The following is a 15,558-nucleotide window of genomic DNA, read 5'->3' on the forward strand; positions in this document are numbered from 1 at the left end:
CTATATTCTTCTTGACTAAAAGTGGCTCTTATTTATGTACGAAAAGTCTTTCGTCAATAGGTTTCATATCTTTATCACCAGGCTCACCAGTTGGAACACCAAATGGCATTTGTGCCACTAATTCCCAGTTTGGATTCAAATCCCACTCATTTCTTACTGCCTCATCAATGATAGGATTGTAGTGTTGCAATGATGCTCCAAAGCCTTCATCTTCCAGCATTGTCCAAATCGTAAGTTGATGCATAGCAGAAGTGTGCTGTGACCATACAGGGAAACGATCTTTGTAAGTTGGGAAAGATTCTTGCAATCCGTTTACCACTTCATTATCTTCATAGAAAAGAACGGTACCATATCCTGAAGCAAAGCTTCCATCAATTTTTTCTTCTGTTTTAGAAAATGCCTCTGCAGGTACCATCTCTTTAAGAATCCCCTTAGTGATATCCCATAATTTTTTGTGGTTTTCACCTAATAATAATACTAAACGGGTTGATTGTGAGTTGAATGCAGAAGGAACATGAGTAAGTGCTGTTTTAAGAATTCCTTCAATTTGCTCATCTGAGATAGGAGACTTTGCTGATAGTTGATAGTAACTCCTTCTGTTCTTTAATGCTTCTTCAAGATTTCTTGACATACCGTTTTTATTTAAATAGTTATTATGCTCTATTTCTAAAAAATTCAGATTCAAAAAAAGGCTGAGCTTTTTAATCCTTATTTTGAAAAGCCTATTTTTCTTATGTTACAAATATAACAATTCTAAGGCTAAAAGTCCAGAGCGATTTTTCAATATTGATATAGATTTTGTCTATATTTTATAGTTTAATATTGGCATCGTTTTGATGATGTAATGGTGCTTCCCAATGGTATTGTGAAAAGTATCTTGCAAATCGAGTTTATCCATAGATTTCTGAAGAATAATATAGTTTGTTTTGTCTATACTCATAATCTACACAAATTCTCAAATGATTTTTGTACTCCTTAGTTTTTACATCTCAATATCACTAAAACAGGGTATTGTAATAATAAAATACTTTTTGTTCTTTTGTTGAGTTGGAAGTTTTTAATGACACTGAATGAACTCTAAATGATAAAACTCCTTAGAAAGTATCACAAATGGATTGGTCTTATATCAATACTGTTTGTGCTCCATTTTGCTATTTCTGGAATCTTGCTCAATCATCGCAAAGCCATATCAGGAATTGATGTGTCAAGAAACTTATTGCCTAAATCATATCATTTTGAGAATTGGAATAATGGAGCAGTTATAGGAACCTTAAAAATCAACGCTGACAGTATTTTGATGTATGGAAATAGTGGGATTTGGCTCACAGATTCTTTATGCTCCAAAGTGGAGCCATACCACACAGGCATTAGCAAAGGAATTGATAATCGGAGTTTCCGAGCGGTGAAAAAACTTGGCGATAATGCTGTTTTTGGAGTCAGCACTTATGAGCTTTATCGGCTTGATATCACAACCAATTCTTGGGAGAATCAAACTTCAAAATTAGATGTAGAAGGAGAAAGGCTTTCAAACTTAGCCCTAAAAGGAGATACTTTATTTGTGGTAAGTCGTTCTCATGTTTTTAGGTCTGTGCCACCTTATGATACTTTTGAGAAAATACAACTGTTGCCGCCATCAGATTATTCTCCTAAAGTTTCGCTTTTCAAGATGATATGGATACTCCATAGCGGTGAAGCCTATGGCTTATTCGGAAGACTTTTGGTAGATGCTTTGGGGTTAATCATCATTATTATTACACTTTTAGGACTTGCTCTCACGCTATTCCGTATTCCTATTCGTAAACGAATAAAAAAGAAAAGAGATGCTGAGCGTTTAAAAGACGCTTGGAAATTTTCACTAAAATGGCACAATAAACTCGGTTTTGGGTTGTTTTATTTGTTGCTTTTTGTAGTTGTCACTGGAACTTTCTTACGACCTCCTTTATTAATTCCTATTGTGCGAGCGAAAGTAAATCCCATTCCATTCTCCACATTAGATAGTGATAATCCATGGAATGAAAAACTACGTGTTCTTCGTTACAATGAGCATACTGATAGTTGGCTTTTATACTCCTCAGATGGTTTTTATCAATTCCCAGACTTTAACACCACACCAAAACCCTTGGCTAATAAACCTCCTATAAGTGTAATGGGAGTGACTGTTTTAGAACCCCAATCAGAAGAAGTTTGGCTTGTAGGCTCATTTTCAGGCTTGTATCTATGGAATAAGAAGACTGGAGCCTCTTATGATGCATTTACAAAAGAACTTTATGTGCCGGAGAAGACTTTTGGACCTCCGGTACTATCCGACCCTATCAGTGGTTATTCTGATGATTTTTCGATGGGCGAGGTAGCTTTTAATTATGACAAAGGAGCTGTAGGCTTGTCTCAGCAATCTTTTGTAGAGATGCCTGCCATTGTAAAAGCTGCACCAATGTCGCTTTGGCACTTTGCCTTGGAACTGCACGTGGGTAGAATGTATAGTCCGTTTTTAGGTGCTCTATCACCGTTTTTCGTCTTCTTTTCGGGCTTGTTGTTCTTTTTTATCTTGTTTTCAGGCTATAAAGTCTATAAAAAACGACACAAAAAGCGCAAAAAGAAAAGAGTGAGATAGAATTTCTAGCTCACTCTTTTTTTATAATGGTTTGGTAAGTTTTTAGTGCTTACCTTCTTCTATTTCTTCGACCATTTTATCCATAAATGCTGGAAGATCGTCAGGAGTTCTGCTTGTTACCAAGCCTTGGTCAACTACAACTTCCTCATCTACCCAATTTGCTCCAGCATTTTCTAAGTCTTTACGGATTGAACTATATGAAGTCATATTCTTTCCTTTAACTGCTTCTGCATTTATCAATGTCCATGGGCCATGGCATATTGCTGCTATTGGTTTTTTTACGTCGCTAAAGTGTTTTACAAACTTTACAGCATCTTCATTATTTCTAAGGGTGTCCGGATTTACAACACCACCCGGTAAAACTACCGCATTGTATTCTTCAGGAGACACCTCATCAAAGGTTTTATCTACTGCAATGGTCTTAGTCCACTCTTTACCCTTCATCGCCTGAATTTCTCCTTTTTTAGAAGAAACAATATGTACCTCAGCACCTTCTTTTTTTAATCTATTATACGGCTCAAATAATTCAGACTCTTCAAATCCGTTTTCTGCTACTACTGCTACTTTTTTATTCTTCAATTCCATAATAATTATTTTTTTAATTAGTACTGTTTAGACTTGTATTAAAGTCATAAATAAAGGCACATAAATCATTCCACGAATAGGCAAAAATACAGTTGATTGAGATTTTTTATATAGATTTAACATTTGAAAAGAATTGCTATTTAAACATGATAAGTTCGTTCTTGTCAACCTCTTTTTATCATTTCGTTGAGTTCTCAATAATTTCTATTTCTTGGGGAGTTAAATCATAAAGCTCATACACCATTTGGTCTATTTCTTTGTCTGTTTTATCAATTTCTGCTTTTAATTTGGCTGCTTTTGTTTTTTCTGCAAGGAAATAATCTTCCCACTCAGTTTCTTCTGAAAGGCTTAGTTTTACTTTTTTCCTACTCAACTCTTTTGTGAATTCCTTGTAAGATAAAGAATGCCACTCTTCTAACTTCTTGCTGAGTTTCTCTATTTCAAACTTCCTGTGAAGTGTACGTAGAAATTTATCAGTAATTTGTTGCAAGTATTTGTTCAACGATAACATTTGGTTTACATTATCTATTATCGCATTAGGATTGTCAGGTATTTCAGGTAGAGGAAATGGTTTTAAATAATTGGTTTTGAATCTAAAATAACCACCTCTTAACTCTGTGCCTGTATTTTTTAAGAAAAACCACAGAACTTTAGAGTTCATAATACCTAAATAAAACTTTTCATCTACATCAAAGCTATCATTTTTTACAAATGAATAAATTGTTGTAGGATGATAAAATTCTCCATTTTCATCATAAGTCATATTACAACCAGAGGATATTTCTTGTGTCATTATTTTAGGATGATGAAATTTATTTAAATTCTTGGGGTATATGTATAAATACCAGTCTTCCTCAATATCCATTTTCCCACGTTCCCTACCTCTAATTTCTGATTCGAAGTGTTTTAAATATTCATATGTCTTAGGAAGATTATTTAGAATATAATCCTCTTTCACTGAAATACCTTCTTCTGTATAAGGGAAAAAAACATAGTGAGTATTATTTAAATCTCGAAACTTTGAAATTTCATTGCCCTTTATAAAAGGCTTAACAATTTCCTTTTCAATTTCAAAATGATAATTATATTTACTGTTATATCCTTTAATAATATTACCTTCTTCTACACCTTCAAATACATATATAGCATCCAAACTAGTTTGTAGTCCTACAAATATTTTATCAAATACTGTTTCTATTTTATATGGTTGTGTATTCAATTTTTCAATTAATTCAAAAACCTTTTGACTTTGTAAGTTCCAATTAGTTTCATCTAAATTTTCATATAATATATAATCCCATTTAAAAGGATTATTAATTTCCATAGGTTCTAGTTTTTTAAAAAGAAGCCTTTCCTTAGAATGCTTATTTAGGTTAATTATACATGTATAAGTTGAAGCATCTGCAAAAACCATATGAGAACCAAAATGGATAAGCTCACTTACTGCGTTACGTTCTTTAAAAAATGCTCTGATACCTTCTCCAAAATCAGCAACCAAGAACTTATGGGGCAAAATAAATGATACAATACCATGATTTTTAATCAATCCAAAACTTCTTTCCATAAATAAAGCATAGATATCATAATTACCAGTAGCGGATTGAAATCTATCCTCGTAGAAAATAGTTAATTCAGGATAATTTTCCATTAATCCTTGTTTTCGGATATAAGGCGGATTCCCTATCACCACATCAAAGCCCCCTTTGGCAAAAATATGGGGAAATTCCTCTTGCCAGTTGAAAGCTTTATCTCCGGCTACCTCTGGTTCATCTATTAACGAATTACCACATTTTATGTTATTGCTCAATGTATTTAGCTTCCTGCCTTTTTGGGCAGTTTTCAACCAAAGGGAGAGTTTGGCAATCTCTACAGATTCCTCATTAAGGTCAACACCATAGATATTTTTCTCCAAAATGTCATTTGTAATATCAGCGAAAACCAAACCACCACCAAAGAGCTGTGCCCTAAGTTGATCTATTTTTTTATGCTCTTGTATCAAAAAGTCCAAAGCTTGGTTGAGAAAAGCTCCTGAGCCACAAGCAGGGTCAAGGATAGTAAGTGTAAGTAGCCAATCTCTATAATCTGTAAGCTTTTGGTCAAGCGTTTTTATAGTATCTTTCTTTCTGTTTTTACGTCCTTTGCCATATTCTTCATCTACAATATCAAACTCTTTACGTTTTTCTTCACAGAGCTTGCCTACCGTATTTTCAACAATGTATTTAGTAATGTACTTTGGCGTATAGAAAATGCCATCTTTCTTACGCTTGGTCTTTTGAGTATCTACTTGCTCACCTTTTATCTCAGCCTGTACATTTTCAATCTCACCCAAAGAGTGTTCAAAGATATGTCCTAAGATATTTACATCTACATCTGTTTCAAAGTCATATTGGCTCAACTTTAAGGTATGGGTGTATAGTAATTCATCATCAATAGTAATAGCATCAAGCACCTCATCAGGTGCAAACAGTCCACCATTATAGGCATAAATGTCATAATTCTTACCTTTATAGCCGGTATTCATATATCCAAAATATTTTTTGAACCTGTTATATAAAGGTACATAGGCATCTAATTCTTCTTTGAGAGTCTTCCACTTTTTAATAATATCTCCAATAGAATTTGGAGGAAGCAGGAGTCTGTCCTCAGCAAAAAATATAAAAAGAAAACGGTCTAATAATTTTTGTGTTTTCTTAAAAAGTAACAGTTTATCAGTATTAGGATTATTCTTTACAAGGTTACTGTAAATCTCTGTACGGAACTTGGAATAATCAGCATAAAGTTCTTTAGTGATATTCTCTTCTTGTATTAATGATGATTCCTTTATTTTTAAAGGAATATCCCTCAATAAATTTTCCTTTGCCAAGCACAACCAAAGGAGTGCAAATTGCTCTTTAGTTAAGTTAAAGAGGTCAAATTCCAAATATTCAATAGCATTGTGTATATAAAAGCGAAGCTTCTCAAAGTTAGAGGTAATAACATACACACATTTAGGATGATGATTTTTATAGCCAAATGCTTGAGCTTCTACCTTATCTAAGTCCGGTGTATTAGTTCCTTTTAGTTCAATGACAGCTACTGCATTATCATCTTTTATAATTGCACCATCAGCTTTCTTACTGTTGGCTATATTCTTGAGTTCTGTAGTAAGATTAAAATCAGGCTGAGGGTTAGGGGTGTATCCTAAAATATTCACAAACAACTCCCTTAAAAATCCTTCTTGAAATTGTTCCTCTTTGGCATTTCTGATGTTTTCCTGAATTTCAGGATTTCCAAAATACATTTGGAAGATGCTATATTTTTCTTGGACTAACTCAGCATCTAATTGACTTAGGTATTTTTTCTCTACTGACTTTTGAAATAAACTCATACTTAAATTCTAAAAAACCAAAACCTGCAAGATTCAAAGATAATGAAAATAGGTTTAAACAAACTTTACTCTTCATGATAAAAAACTTGATTATCAACAATTCTCGCTGGGGAGGTGTAAGGATGTTCTTTTGGTTCGTTTTGATTGATAATATGTAAAACTTCCCAACCTCTGACTTTTAAGCTATCGGAAATCATTGAGCGATGGCATCGCCACCAGACGGCTTCCGCACACATTATTGTAGTTCTTTTTTTTTGAGGCAATTGACATTAATCTTTCTAAGACTTCTCGGTATTCTTCTGTGCCCATATAGTCAGCATAGCCCTGAAAAGATTTATTCCTCCAACTTGTATTTATCGAGTTCTTCAATACTTGTCGTCGACCTCCTAATTCTTTCATATATATGTACTCAATATCCTCATTCTTTAGCGTTTCTGAGAGTACCTCTTGGTTGTACTGAGGAAATTTATTAGAGCCGGGTAAACTTCTTACATCTACCAAAGTTTTCATCTTATTTGTATGCAACAAGTCTATGAATTCCTCAATGGGACGAGTGGAATGACCTATAGTATAAATCGTCTGCTTTTTTACATTCTTCATAAACTTGCCTTTTTAGATCTCACTTGTTAGAGCATTTACGTATTTGTCAATATAAAGTTCTCGCTCTTTGTATTTATATTGTTGGATATAGCGAGGATGCTCTAAGACTACCATTTTGTTGAATAAATTGGCTTCATCATTTAGTTTTTGAATGAATTTCGCATTTTTCACTCCCAAGATATACACTTCAGAGGTGTACACTCCCATTTCAATATGTTTTCTCAAACTATCAATCATATACTCTTTTGTAGAATCAAAGAGAGCTTTGCTATCATAGTAATTCGCGTTTAACCAATTACCACTTTTCGCTAACATTGTAATAGCAAGAGTGAATGGGGAGTTTACATAGAAGTCAGAATAAAAACGTTGCGGACCGCCATAGGCTTTTACCACATCATAAAAGAATACCGATGATACTTCATGGGTACGTATGCTTTTCATCTTAATGCCACAAACGCTCTCTAAACGTTTCGTGTCCGTGAAAGGAATGCCTGTAACACCTGCACCATGACGACTCGGATTGATACCGATGATGAATTTTCTTTTTTTGGTGTCGTTGTAGTATTTAGTATAAAACCTATCCATGACTACTTGAGTTTCTGGAAGTTCCATAAACGGATTAATTACCTTAAAATTCTCAGGCATAGCACCGTTGTATTCAAGGTTTTTATTGAATTCAAAGAAACCTACTTTTTATCAGATGATGATATAGGTAAGATGAAAGCCATTGATGTGCCAGCAGAGAGAACAATTCAAGATTATCGTTCTACCTATAATGACATACGCGATTGGTTGCGAAGACAAAAAGAAGGTAACCAGCCAGAGGAATCCAATATTGATTGGGATGATGTGGTTTTTGAAATCGATTTATTAAAATCTCAGGAGATTAATTTAGATTATATTCTCGAATTGCTTTTTGAACACAATAAAAAGACACGCAATAAATCGGATTTGGTAGAAGAAATTCGCCGTGTAATACGTTCCAGCGTTGGCAATAGAGCCAAAGAAAGTTTGGTGGTAGATTTTATTAACGAAACAGATTTAGACAAGATTAAAGATAAAACCAGCATTATAGAATCTTTCTTTTCATTTGCGCAAGAAAAACTAAAAGAAGAAGCGACTGAACTTATTGAGGAAGAAGAATTAAACGAAGAAGCCGCCAAGAGATATATTTTATCCTCCTTAAAGCGAGAATATGCCAGTGAAAACGGCACAGAACTTAATGCTGTATTACCTAAAATGAGCCCACTCAACCCAAAATATCTAACTTTAAAACAACAGGTTTTTGAAAGGATATCTTCTTTTGTAGAGAAATTTAAAGGTGTTGGTGGTAATGTATAGTATATTGACTATATTTATGCTATTAATTACATCATTTTGGAAAGATTATTGTGGCTTTTGGGAATGATTTTATTCTGATTTAAAGGATTTAATATTCATCTAAAAAAGAATAATCTCTTGGGGCTTTTGGCAAGTGCTTGTGGTTAATATATTTTTTGCTCTTTGTTTTTACTTTGTTGTTAAGCGTAAAACTACGGCAAAAGCAAAAATAGCAGAAACAGTATGGATAGTTTTAACAGGAATATTTGGACCTATAGCTGTTCTTGCTTTGGAGAAGAGAAAATAGATGTTTAATAGTATAAAAAATGAATAAAATGAAAAAAACAGTATTCTTATTAGGATTGGTGATGGTATTTTTTGCTTGCAATAGTAAGACAGATTCATCTAAAGAAAACGAGAATGTAAATGAAGAATTGAAAGTTCAGACAATTGATGAAGTCGTTGCAAATACAGAACGAAATGTTGGTAATACCATATTCGTGAAAGGCTTAGTAACCCATACATGTGAGCATTCTGGGCGACGTTGCTTTATTGAAAATGACGATGAATCGTTATCACTACGAATCGATGCGGGGGGTGACATAAAAAGTTTTAGCAAGGAATTAGCAGGTTCAATCATAGCGGTTAAGGGTACATTGGAAGAGAATAGGTTAACTAATGAGTATATTGATGAATATGAGGCAAAAGTAAAAGCTAAAGAAAAGGAGGAAGATATCGAAGAAGGAGGAGAACACTGTAGTGCTGAAATAAGCAATATTATAAAGATGCGTAAGTGGATGAAGGACAATAATAAAGATTATTATCCCGTTTATTATATAACTGGAGAATCATATGAAGTGGTGGAGTAAAAAAAGTCTGAATAAGCTAAATAGAACATTACATCGTGACTTGGGCTATTTGTTTATTGGATTGACTGTTATTTATGCTTTTTCTGGAATTGCGTTAGTATTAAAGCAATATAATATTGATATAGAATATAGCGAAGAAACAATAAAGAATGAGTTTTCGCCAAATCTATCTAAGGATGAGTTTAAACTTGACTGGAGTAAGCAGGATGAACTTCCTAGACTTACTCGAGTCAAAATAGATAATCATTCAAATTATAGACTACTTGTAAAGGGCGGTGAGGGTGTTTATAATATAACTACAGGGGAAGTTAAACTCTCAATTTTTAAGACGAATAAGTTGATCAAATTTGCCAATGATATTCATTATAATATTGGTAAACGGTTTACTTGGCTAGCCATTTTATACTGCTGTATGTTGATTTTCTTTGCTATATCCGGAGCTATTATAGTAAAAGGTAAAAAAGGATTTAAAAGACGTGGAGTTTGGTTTGCCCTTATCGGAATTGGAATTCCAGTTATTTACTATTTTATAGTGTAATGTTTTTTGTAAAAGATGAATTTGGTCTAGTTATTTAAAAATCATTTTATTTAGAATGAATAAATCTCCTATGTTGGATATTGAGGAAAAACTGTAAAGAATAAGCTCTGTTCTTGTAAACAAAAAAGCCACCTACATTTTCGTAAGTGGCTGATATCTAGTGTGGTCCCACTTGGGCTTGAACCAAGGACTCCCTGATTATGAGTCAGGTGCTCTAACCAACTGAGCTATAGGACCCGAAAAATCAAAAGAAAAGTTTTACTATCTTTGATTTGGTTTGCAAAGCTACATTATTCTTAGCAATTTTCAAATAAAATGCCGTAAAAATGTCGAAATATGATGAATATGAAGTGTTAATTTTTGATTTAGGTAATACCATTTTGCCTATTGCTCCGGAATTAACCATTCAATCTTTCCAATCATTAGGATTTGAAGGAGATATTCTGAAACCTCATGTGAAACTAAAGAGGTTGCTCTCGAATTATCAAAAAGGAGAAGTTTCTACGACATATTTTCTTTCCTTTTTGCAAAATGAGCTTTCAAAGGAAGTCGCTGAATATGAAGTAGTTGAAGCATGGAACGCTATGTTGCTTGATTTCCCTAAAGAACATATTGCCTTAATTAAGCAACTGAAAGAAACGCATCAGTTGATATTATTGAGCAATACAAATGAGTTGCATACGCAGTGTTTTCAAGCAAAAGCAGCATCCTTGTATTTTCGTCTCAGTGATTATTTTCATAAAGTATATTATTCTCAGGAATTAGGGATGAGTAAGCCTGATAAGGAAATCTTTGATTTTGTGCATAAGGAGAATCTACTAGATGGGAAGAAAGTGTTATTTTTAGATGATTTGGAAGAGAATTTAGTATATCCTCAAGAAATAGGTTGGAACGTAGGGCAAGTATCAACAACGAAAACAATATTAGAGTGGGTATGAGGCATATTCATAGATATATAGAGGGTTTCACTCACCTGTTTTTCCCAGATGTTTGTCTAACATGTTCACATCCGTTACTGTATGGAGAACGTACGGTATGTTATCGGTGCATTTCAAGATTAGAACCAAGCAGATATAACGAGTATTTCGACAATGAAATCACTCACGTATTTGATGGGCAAGTGCAAATTCAATATGCATTTGCCGGCTTCCATTATCATAAAGAAGGACTTTTACAGCGACTTATTTTTCAATTGAAATATCATCATCATAAAGAGATCGGAGTGATATTGGGCAGAGAAATAGGCTATCGCTTAAAAGACACAGTTTTTGAAAATGTAGATTATTTAATTCCTGTACCTTTGCACTTGAAGAAAAAACGTAAACGAGGCTATAATCAATCGGAGCATATCGCACGGGGGATAGGTGAAGGATTGGAGAAGGAAGTGCTTACAGATGTGTTGATAAGAAAAGTACATGGTGTATCCCAAACTCGAAAGAGCAGAATGGAGCGCTTTGAAAATATGGAGAAAACATTTGCTGTAAAAGCTGGGGAGGTGCTTAGAGGGAAGCATGTTTTGCTTATAGATGATGTTGTAACCACCGGAAGTACATTAATAAATTGTGTGAGAACCTTGCAAGAAAGTAGCCAAGACCTCACAGTTAGCATCGCATGTTTGGCTAAAGCAGATTAAATATTCGACTATGGAATTAAACAAAGGATTAGTGCTGAAATCGACAGGGAGTTTCTACCAAGTGGTCTTGGAAAATAATCGAAAAATCACTGCAACTCTCAAAGGTAAGTTGCGGACTAAGGGAATTCGTACAACGAATCCTGTTGCTGTTGGGGATTATGTGCAGGTTGAAGTAGGTGAAAATGACACAGGAGTCATTAAATCAGTCATAGAGCGAAAGAACTACATTATTCGAAAAGCTACGAATCTCTCTAAAGAAAGCCATATTTTAGCAGCAAATATAGACCAAGCTTTGTTGCTCATCACTCTAACTTCACCGGTGACTACAACGATGTTTATCGATCGATTTTTGGTTTCGGCTGAGGCATATCGTATTCCTGTGATTCTTATTTTTAATAAGATAGATCTGCATTCCAATGATGAAGAAAAATACTTGCAAGAGCTTCGTACAATTTATGAGAAGGTAGGATATCCTTGTTATGCCATAAGTGCACATAATGAAGCCGATGTAGCCACAGTAAGGGAATTGCTGAAAAATAAAGTGTCTATGGTAGCAGGGCATTCCGGAGTGGGGAAATCAACTTTGATAAATGCTGTAGATTCACGTTTCGATTTGAAAACCGGCAAGATCTCAACATCGCACAACAGTGGAAAGCACACGACCACTTTTGCAGAAATGTTCGAATTGGCATTTGAAGGTTATATTATTGACACGCCCGGCATCAGAGGTTTTGGTTTGGTGGATATTGACAGAGAGGAATTAGCCCATTTTTTTAAGGAGATATTCAAATATTCTCATGGATGTAAATACAACAACTGCAAGCATGTTTATGAGCCTGAGTGTGCTGTAAGAGAGGCAGTTCAAGATGGTCTTATTAGTGAATCTCGTTACGAAAACTACTTACGTCTTTTCTTAGATGAGGATACCAAACATCGGCAATAAAAAAAGAGCAGAACTTCAAATTTCTGCTCTCTTCTGTACTAGTGTTTCTAAGATTATTTCTTAAACATATTTCCCAGTAAAGATTTTCCAATATCAGCAACATCGTCCATGATGCTACCATCATTATCTTGGTCTAGAAGCTTTTCAATAATTGTTTGTTCTTTACTACTGGTTCTCGTATGCATTTCACCTGTAATACTATCTAAAATATTCCCTACATTGGTATTAGAATTTTGTTTCTTTCCAGCTAATGCTCCCATAATTACAGGTGCCGCTGCACTCAAAAGCTTATCCACAATGCCTGAAGAAATTCCACTGTCTTTACTTACAAATTGCTCTACGGTACTGCGTTTTCCTCCTAAGACATGATCCAGAATTTTACTCCCCTCAGAGGTGTTAGGTTGTTCTAAATAATCCGTAATATTTTCTAAGATAGAAGGGCTGTGGTCTTTTTGTAATGCATTTTCCAAGGCTCTTTCGCCTTCTGGTGTTGATGCATTGCGTTTCATCGCTTGCATTATAATAGGAAGAGCTGTAGCCAATGCACTTTGTGCTTGTGACTTTTCAACTCCAAACTTTGAAGCCATTTTTTCTGTTGCTTGATCTTGCATTAATGTGCCGAGCACGTTGTCTAGTAATCCTGACATATTGTGATTGTTTTTTAGTGATTTATAATGATTTTGATAGTCTATCTTCTTGCTGCAATATTAAATACCAAGTATAGCAAAGTAGCGATAGAACCAATTGCTGCGACTAAATAGGTGCGTGCTGCCCATTTTAAGGAATCTTTTGCTCCGCTATGTTCCTGGTCAGTCACTATATGCTCTCTTTGCATCCACTTTAGTGCCCTATTGCTAGCATCATACTCCACAGGTAGTGTTATCAGGCTGAATAAAGTAGTTGTTGCAAATAATGCGACTCCGAGCCAAGCGACTAATGGATTTCCTGTAGTGGCAAGAATACCAATCCCTACCATAATAACAATATTAAATGCTTTTGCACCTATATTAACCACAGGTACCAATTTAGAACGCAACGTAAGCCATTGATAAGCTTGAGCGTGCTGTACTGCATGCCCGCATTCGTGAGCTGCCACTGCCGCAGCCGCTGCATTGCGTTGCATATAGACTGGCTCACTAAGGTTTACGGTTTTATTTCTAGGATTGTAATGATCTGTTAATTGACCACTAACGGATATAACCTTTACATCAGTGATGCCATGATCATGCAACATCTTTTCTGCAATTTCTTTCCCGCTCATGCCATTTCGCAATGATACTTGGGAGTAATATCTAAATTTTGATTTGAGTTTGGCACCGACCCAACTGCTGATAGCAGCGAATATCACACCAATAATTACATAACCTATATACATTTTTCAATTTAAAATATAATTATATAGCTTCTACAATACAAATAGTATGCCTAAGATTGTTACTGACAATTAAGGTAATTCAAATAACAAATCGATGCTTTTAGATGTAGCCATCGCGTTAGGATTTATTCCTAATTCTCCTTCTGGTATAGCCACTTGCAACTCGTTGTAATATTTTATCCAAGTAGGATGAAAATGATCCTTTCCTTCTTCTTTGAATGTCATCGGTTTCGGTGTAAATGCGTGATTTTGTCCTGCATAGCTAAACATTTTATAGCTTAATTCTGAGCAATAAAATGCTTCGTCGTTCCAAGAAAAGGGGTTGTCATAGGGTTTTCCAAGTTGCTTTTTCCCATATTCTATGAGTTTTTCGAGATCAAAAGGATAGTTCGTCTTTAATCTTCCTACAACTATTATCACTTCTTCTCCTTTTGCATATGAGGAAAAACCAGGAAGTGTTGATATGCGCACACCATATTCGGGAACAGCTTCCAAGACTTTCCATTCATTATTTTCAAAAAATAGGACTCCTACATGTGAAAAGCTAAAATTACTAGCTGAGGGTGTTACATCTTTTATCGCTTGCGAAATAGCGTTGTTTCGTGTGTCTTTGAACAGTAAGTCCCCTTCTTTGAGAACATAATTTTGAGAGAATGCTGTTAAGCAGTTTGCCGAAACAATTACGAGCAAGAGTATTTTTAAGAGTTTGTACATTATGTAAATCTGTGACTAAAAAAGAAAGCTATCTATTTTTAGTTAGATAGCTTTTCTATATTTTAATATTTTCTAATTCATTATTTAATCCTAAAACTTGTAGAGCCGATAACTTTTCCGTCTAATACGATATCTGCTTTGTATTGTCCTTTTATTAGGCTCTTGTCATTATCCCAAAATAATGAAACAGGAAGTACTTCGTTTTCGTAATATATAGTACGCTTCATGGTGTACGTCATTTGCTCGTCGTTGTATTCGAAAGTTTCTCCGAGAGGATTGCTTACAATAACATCGTCAGGACGAGTGATAACGACATACACGTCTTTAGCACCTTTTTCTACAGTTGGGTTTTTAGGGAATGTGAAATCAACTTTTATCTTACGCGTCCAGCCTAATCTGCGTACTGGTTTATTCCGTCTATTTGCAGGATATGCCTCTAAATTCATAGGCTCTAAGATAGATGCACGGCTTACGATTTTCTGTAATTCTTCATTAGTCATTGATAAACTATCAACAACAGCCGTTTTCTTTTCTGCCTCTTCTTTGTAAAGGTCTTTCTCTTCTGCTAATTGCAATGAAAGCATATTAAGAGAATCAACTTGGAATGAATATTCTTTTACAAGAGCCTTTAGAGAAGCGATTTCGTCTTTATATTTTTTGATTTGAGCATACGAACTGTTTTTTGTTTGTTTTAGCTCTGTAATCATCTTCTCAATTTTAGCTTTCTCTATTTCAAGCTCATAACTCAAAGTGTCGTTAGTTGTTTTTAGTTTGTCATACTCTGCCGAGAGTGACTCTAACTCTGTAGTTAATTCTTGTTTTTCATCTTCTAATACTTGTTGGATCTCATTATTTTTGTTTCGCTCTTGAAAATACATAACCGATCCTCCGATAAGTAATAAAGCTAAAACGACAATAGCTGCAATATACCCAGCGTTATTCCTCTTCTTTTCCATGTTCTTAGGTGTTTATTAATTTAATTACCTATGTGCAACAATAATTG

At 34.6% G+C, this 15,558-nt stretch carries 18 protein-coding genes and 1 tRNA gene; 7 read left to right on the forward strand and 12 right to left on the reverse strand.

Annotated elements, in window-relative coordinates:
- Positions 1-28: 28 nt before the first annotated feature.
- Together C7377_RS02430 and C7377_RS09360 are read right to left on the reverse strand one after the other, a co-directional pair.
- A complete protein-coding gene (locus C7377_RS02430; RefSeq protein ID WP_116496209.1) occupies positions 29-631 on the reverse strand; it encodes a nitroreductase family protein in 603 nt (200 codons plus the stop codon).
- 171 nt (positions 632-802) lie between these two features.
- Complete coding sequence (locus C7377_RS09360; protein ID WP_165806833.1) at positions 803-940, reverse strand: hypothetical protein; 138 nt, start codon at positions 938-940, stop codon at positions 803-805.
- Positions 941-1,081: 141 nt separating this feature from the next.
- Between C7377_RS09360 and C7377_RS02435 the strand changes: the two genes are divergently transcribed.
- Complete coding sequence (locus tag C7377_RS02435) at positions 1,082-2,611, forward strand: PepSY domain-containing protein (RefSeq protein ID WP_116495736.1); 1,530 nt, start codon at positions 1,082-1,084, stop codon at positions 2,609-2,611.
- A gap of 42 nt (positions 2,612-2,653) precedes the next feature.
- Here C7377_RS02435 and C7377_RS02440 read toward each other — a convergent pair whose 3' ends face one another.
- The 5 genes from C7377_RS02440 to C7377_RS02455 form a co-directional block, all read right to left on the reverse strand.
- Complete coding sequence (locus tag C7377_RS02440) at positions 2,654-3,196, reverse strand: type 1 glutamine amidotransferase domain-containing protein (RefSeq protein ID WP_116495737.1); 543 nt, start codon at positions 3,194-3,196, stop codon at positions 2,654-2,656.
- A gap of 178 nt (positions 3,197-3,374) precedes the next feature.
- Positions 3,375-6,563, reverse strand: a complete 3,189-nt coding sequence (locus C7377_RS02445) for an Eco57I restriction-modification methylase domain-containing protein (RefSeq protein ID WP_116495738.1) — start codon at positions 6,561-6,563, stop codon at positions 3,375-3,377.
- 65 nt (positions 6,564-6,628) lie between these two features.
- Positions 6,629-6,799, reverse strand: a complete 171-nt coding sequence (locus C7377_RS09820; RefSeq protein ID WP_207778388.1) for a hypothetical protein — start codon at positions 6,797-6,799, stop codon at positions 6,629-6,631.
- Positions 6,747-7,163 (reverse strand): DUF488 domain-containing protein, encoded by a 417-nt coding sequence (locus C7377_RS02450; RefSeq protein ID WP_207778389.1) that lies wholly within the window; start codon positions 7,161-7,163, stop codon positions 6,747-6,749. Before C7377_RS02450 ends, C7377_RS09820 begins: the two co-directional genes overlap by 53 nt.
- A gap of 12 nt (positions 7,164-7,175) precedes the next feature.
- Positions 7,176-7,808: a uracil-DNA glycosylase family protein gene (locus tag C7377_RS02455; RefSeq protein WP_116495739.1), complete on the reverse strand. Its 633-nt coding sequence runs from the start codon at positions 7,806-7,808 to the stop codon at positions 7,176-7,178.
- A 72-nt stretch (positions 7,809-7,880) separates the two neighbouring features.
- Between C7377_RS02455 and C7377_RS02460 the strand changes: the two genes are divergently transcribed.
- The 3 genes from C7377_RS02460 to C7377_RS02470 all read left to right on the forward strand — a co-directional run bounded on the left by C7377_RS02460 (position 7,881) and on the right by C7377_RS02470 (position 9,890).
- Positions 7,881-8,504, forward strand: a complete 624-nt coding sequence (locus tag C7377_RS02460; protein ID WP_243408289.1) for a type I restriction endonuclease subunit R, EcoR124 family — start codon at positions 7,881-7,883, stop codon at positions 8,502-8,504.
- 314 nt (positions 8,505-8,818) lie between these two features.
- Entirely contained in the window at positions 8,819-9,352 is a 534-nt protein-coding gene (locus tag C7377_RS02465; RefSeq protein ID WP_133241449.1) for a hypothetical protein, read from the forward strand.
- Positions 9,336-9,890 (forward strand): PepSY-associated TM helix domain-containing protein, encoded by a 555-nt coding sequence (locus C7377_RS02470; RefSeq protein WP_116495741.1) that lies wholly within the window; start codon positions 9,336-9,338, stop codon positions 9,888-9,890. Before C7377_RS02465 ends, C7377_RS02470 begins: the two co-directional genes overlap by 17 nt.
- Positions 9,891-10,053: 163 nt before the next feature.
- Here the strand turns inward: C7377_RS02470 and C7377_RS02475 are convergent.
- Positions 10,054-10,127 (reverse strand) — tRNA-Ile (locus C7377_RS02475).
- Between the two features lie 89 nt (positions 10,128-10,216).
- On the opposite strand from C7377_RS02475, the gene C7377_RS02480 reads away from it, so the two are divergent.
- The 3 genes from C7377_RS02480 to rsgA are packed head-to-tail and all read left to right on the forward strand — an operon-like array spanning position 10,217 to position 12,466.
- Entirely contained in the window at positions 10,217-10,828 is a 612-nt protein-coding gene (locus C7377_RS02480; RefSeq protein WP_116495742.1) for an HAD family hydrolase, read from the forward strand.
- Positions 10,825-11,523: a ComF family protein gene (locus tag C7377_RS02485; RefSeq protein WP_116495743.1), complete on the forward strand. Its 699-nt coding sequence runs from the start codon at positions 10,825-10,827 to the stop codon at positions 11,521-11,523. Before C7377_RS02480 ends, C7377_RS02485 begins: the two co-directional genes overlap by 4 nt.
- A 10-nt stretch (positions 11,524-11,533) precedes the next feature.
- Positions 11,534-12,466, forward strand: coding sequence for a ribosome small subunit-dependent GTPase A (gene rsgA, locus C7377_RS02490; protein WP_116495744.1), 933 nt, complete (start codon positions 11,534-11,536; stop codon positions 12,464-12,466).
- 53 nt (positions 12,467-12,519) lie between these two features.
- On the opposite strand, the gene C7377_RS02495 is transcribed toward rsgA, so the two are convergent.
- The 4 genes from C7377_RS02495 to C7377_RS02510 all read right to left on the reverse strand — a co-directional run bounded on the left by C7377_RS02495 (position 12,520) and on the right by C7377_RS02510 (position 15,511).
- Entirely contained in the window at positions 12,520-13,113 is a 594-nt protein-coding gene (locus tag C7377_RS02495; protein ID WP_116495745.1) for a DUF937 domain-containing protein, read from the reverse strand.
- Between the two features lie 41 nt (positions 13,114-13,154).
- A complete protein-coding gene (locus tag C7377_RS02500; protein WP_116495746.1) occupies positions 13,155-13,841 on the reverse strand; it encodes a zinc metallopeptidase in 687 nt (228 codons plus the stop codon).
- A 69-nt stretch (positions 13,842-13,910) separates the two neighbouring features.
- Entirely contained in the window at positions 13,911-14,555 is a 645-nt protein-coding gene (locus C7377_RS02505) for a YiiX/YebB-like N1pC/P60 family cysteine hydrolase (protein ID WP_116495747.1), read from the reverse strand.
- Positions 14,556-14,635: 80 nt separating this feature from the next.
- A complete protein-coding gene (locus C7377_RS02510; protein WP_116495748.1) occupies positions 14,636-15,511 on the reverse strand; it encodes a hypothetical protein in 876 nt (291 codons plus the stop codon).
- Positions 15,512-15,558 lie beyond the last annotated feature (47 nt).

Source organism: Balneicella halophila, assembly GCF_003096835.1.
GTDB classification, from domain to species: Bacteria; Bacteroidota; Bacteroidia; order Bacteroidales; family Balneicellaceae; genus Balneicella; species Balneicella halophila.

Coding starts and splice junctions, on each gene's coding strand:
- C7377_RS02430 (WP_116496209.1), bottom strand. CDS start 631: ATGTCAAGAAATCTTGAAGAAGCATTAAAGAACAGAAGGAGTTACTAT.
- C7377_RS09360 (WP_165806833.1), bottom strand. CDS start 940: ATGAGTATAGACAAAACAAACTATATTATTCTTCAGAAATCTATGGAT.
- C7377_RS02435 (WP_116495736.1), top strand. CDS start 1,082: ATGATAAAACTCCTTAGAAAGTATCACAAATGGATTGGTCTTATATCA.
- C7377_RS02440 (WP_116495737.1), bottom strand. CDS start 3,196: ATGGAATTGAAGAATAAAAAAGTAGCAGTAGTAGCAGAAAACGGATTT.
- C7377_RS02445 (WP_116495738.1), bottom strand. CDS start 6,563: ATGAGTTTATTTCAAAAGTCAGTAGAGAAAAAATACCTAAGTCAATTA.
- C7377_RS09820 (WP_207778388.1), bottom strand. CDS start 6,799: ATGTGTGCGGAAGCCGTCTGGTGGCGATGCCATCGCTCAATGATTTCC.
- C7377_RS02450 (WP_207778389.1), bottom strand. CDS start 7,163: ATGAAGAATGTAAAAAAGCAGACGATTTATACTATAGGTCATTCCACT.
- C7377_RS02455 (WP_116495739.1), bottom strand. CDS start 7,808: ATGCCTGAGAATTTTAAGGTAATTAATCCGTTTATGGAACTTCCAGAA.
- C7377_RS02460 (WP_243408289.1), top strand. CDS start 7,881: ATGAAAGCCATTGATGTGCCAGCAGAGAGAACAATTCAAGATTATCGT.
- C7377_RS02465 (WP_133241449.1), top strand. CDS start 8,819: ATGAAAAAAACAGTATTCTTATTAGGATTGGTGATGGTATTTTTTGCT.
- C7377_RS02470 (WP_116495741.1), top strand. CDS start 9,336: ATGAAGTGGTGGAGTAAAAAAAGTCTGAATAAGCTAAATAGAACATTA.
- C7377_RS02480 (WP_116495742.1), top strand. CDS start 10,217: ATGTCGAAATATGATGAATATGAAGTGTTAATTTTTGATTTAGGTAAT.
- C7377_RS02485 (WP_116495743.1), top strand. CDS start 10,825: ATGAGGCATATTCATAGATATATAGAGGGTTTCACTCACCTGTTTTTC.
- rsgA (WP_116495744.1), top strand. CDS start 11,534: ATGGAATTAAACAAAGGATTAGTGCTGAAATCGACAGGGAGTTTCTAC.
- C7377_RS02495 (WP_116495745.1), bottom strand. CDS start 13,113: ATGTCAGGATTACTAGACAACGTGCTCGGCACATTAATGCAAGATCAA.
- C7377_RS02500 (WP_116495746.1), bottom strand. CDS start 13,841: ATGTATATAGGTTATGTAATTATTGGTGTGATATTCGCTGCTATCAGC.
- C7377_RS02505 (WP_116495747.1), bottom strand. CDS start 14,555: ATGTACAAACTCTTAAAAATACTCTTGCTCGTAATTGTTTCGGCAAAC.
- C7377_RS02510 (WP_116495748.1), bottom strand. CDS start 15,511: ATGGAAAAGAAGAGGAATAACGCTGGGTATATTGCAGCTATTGTCGTT.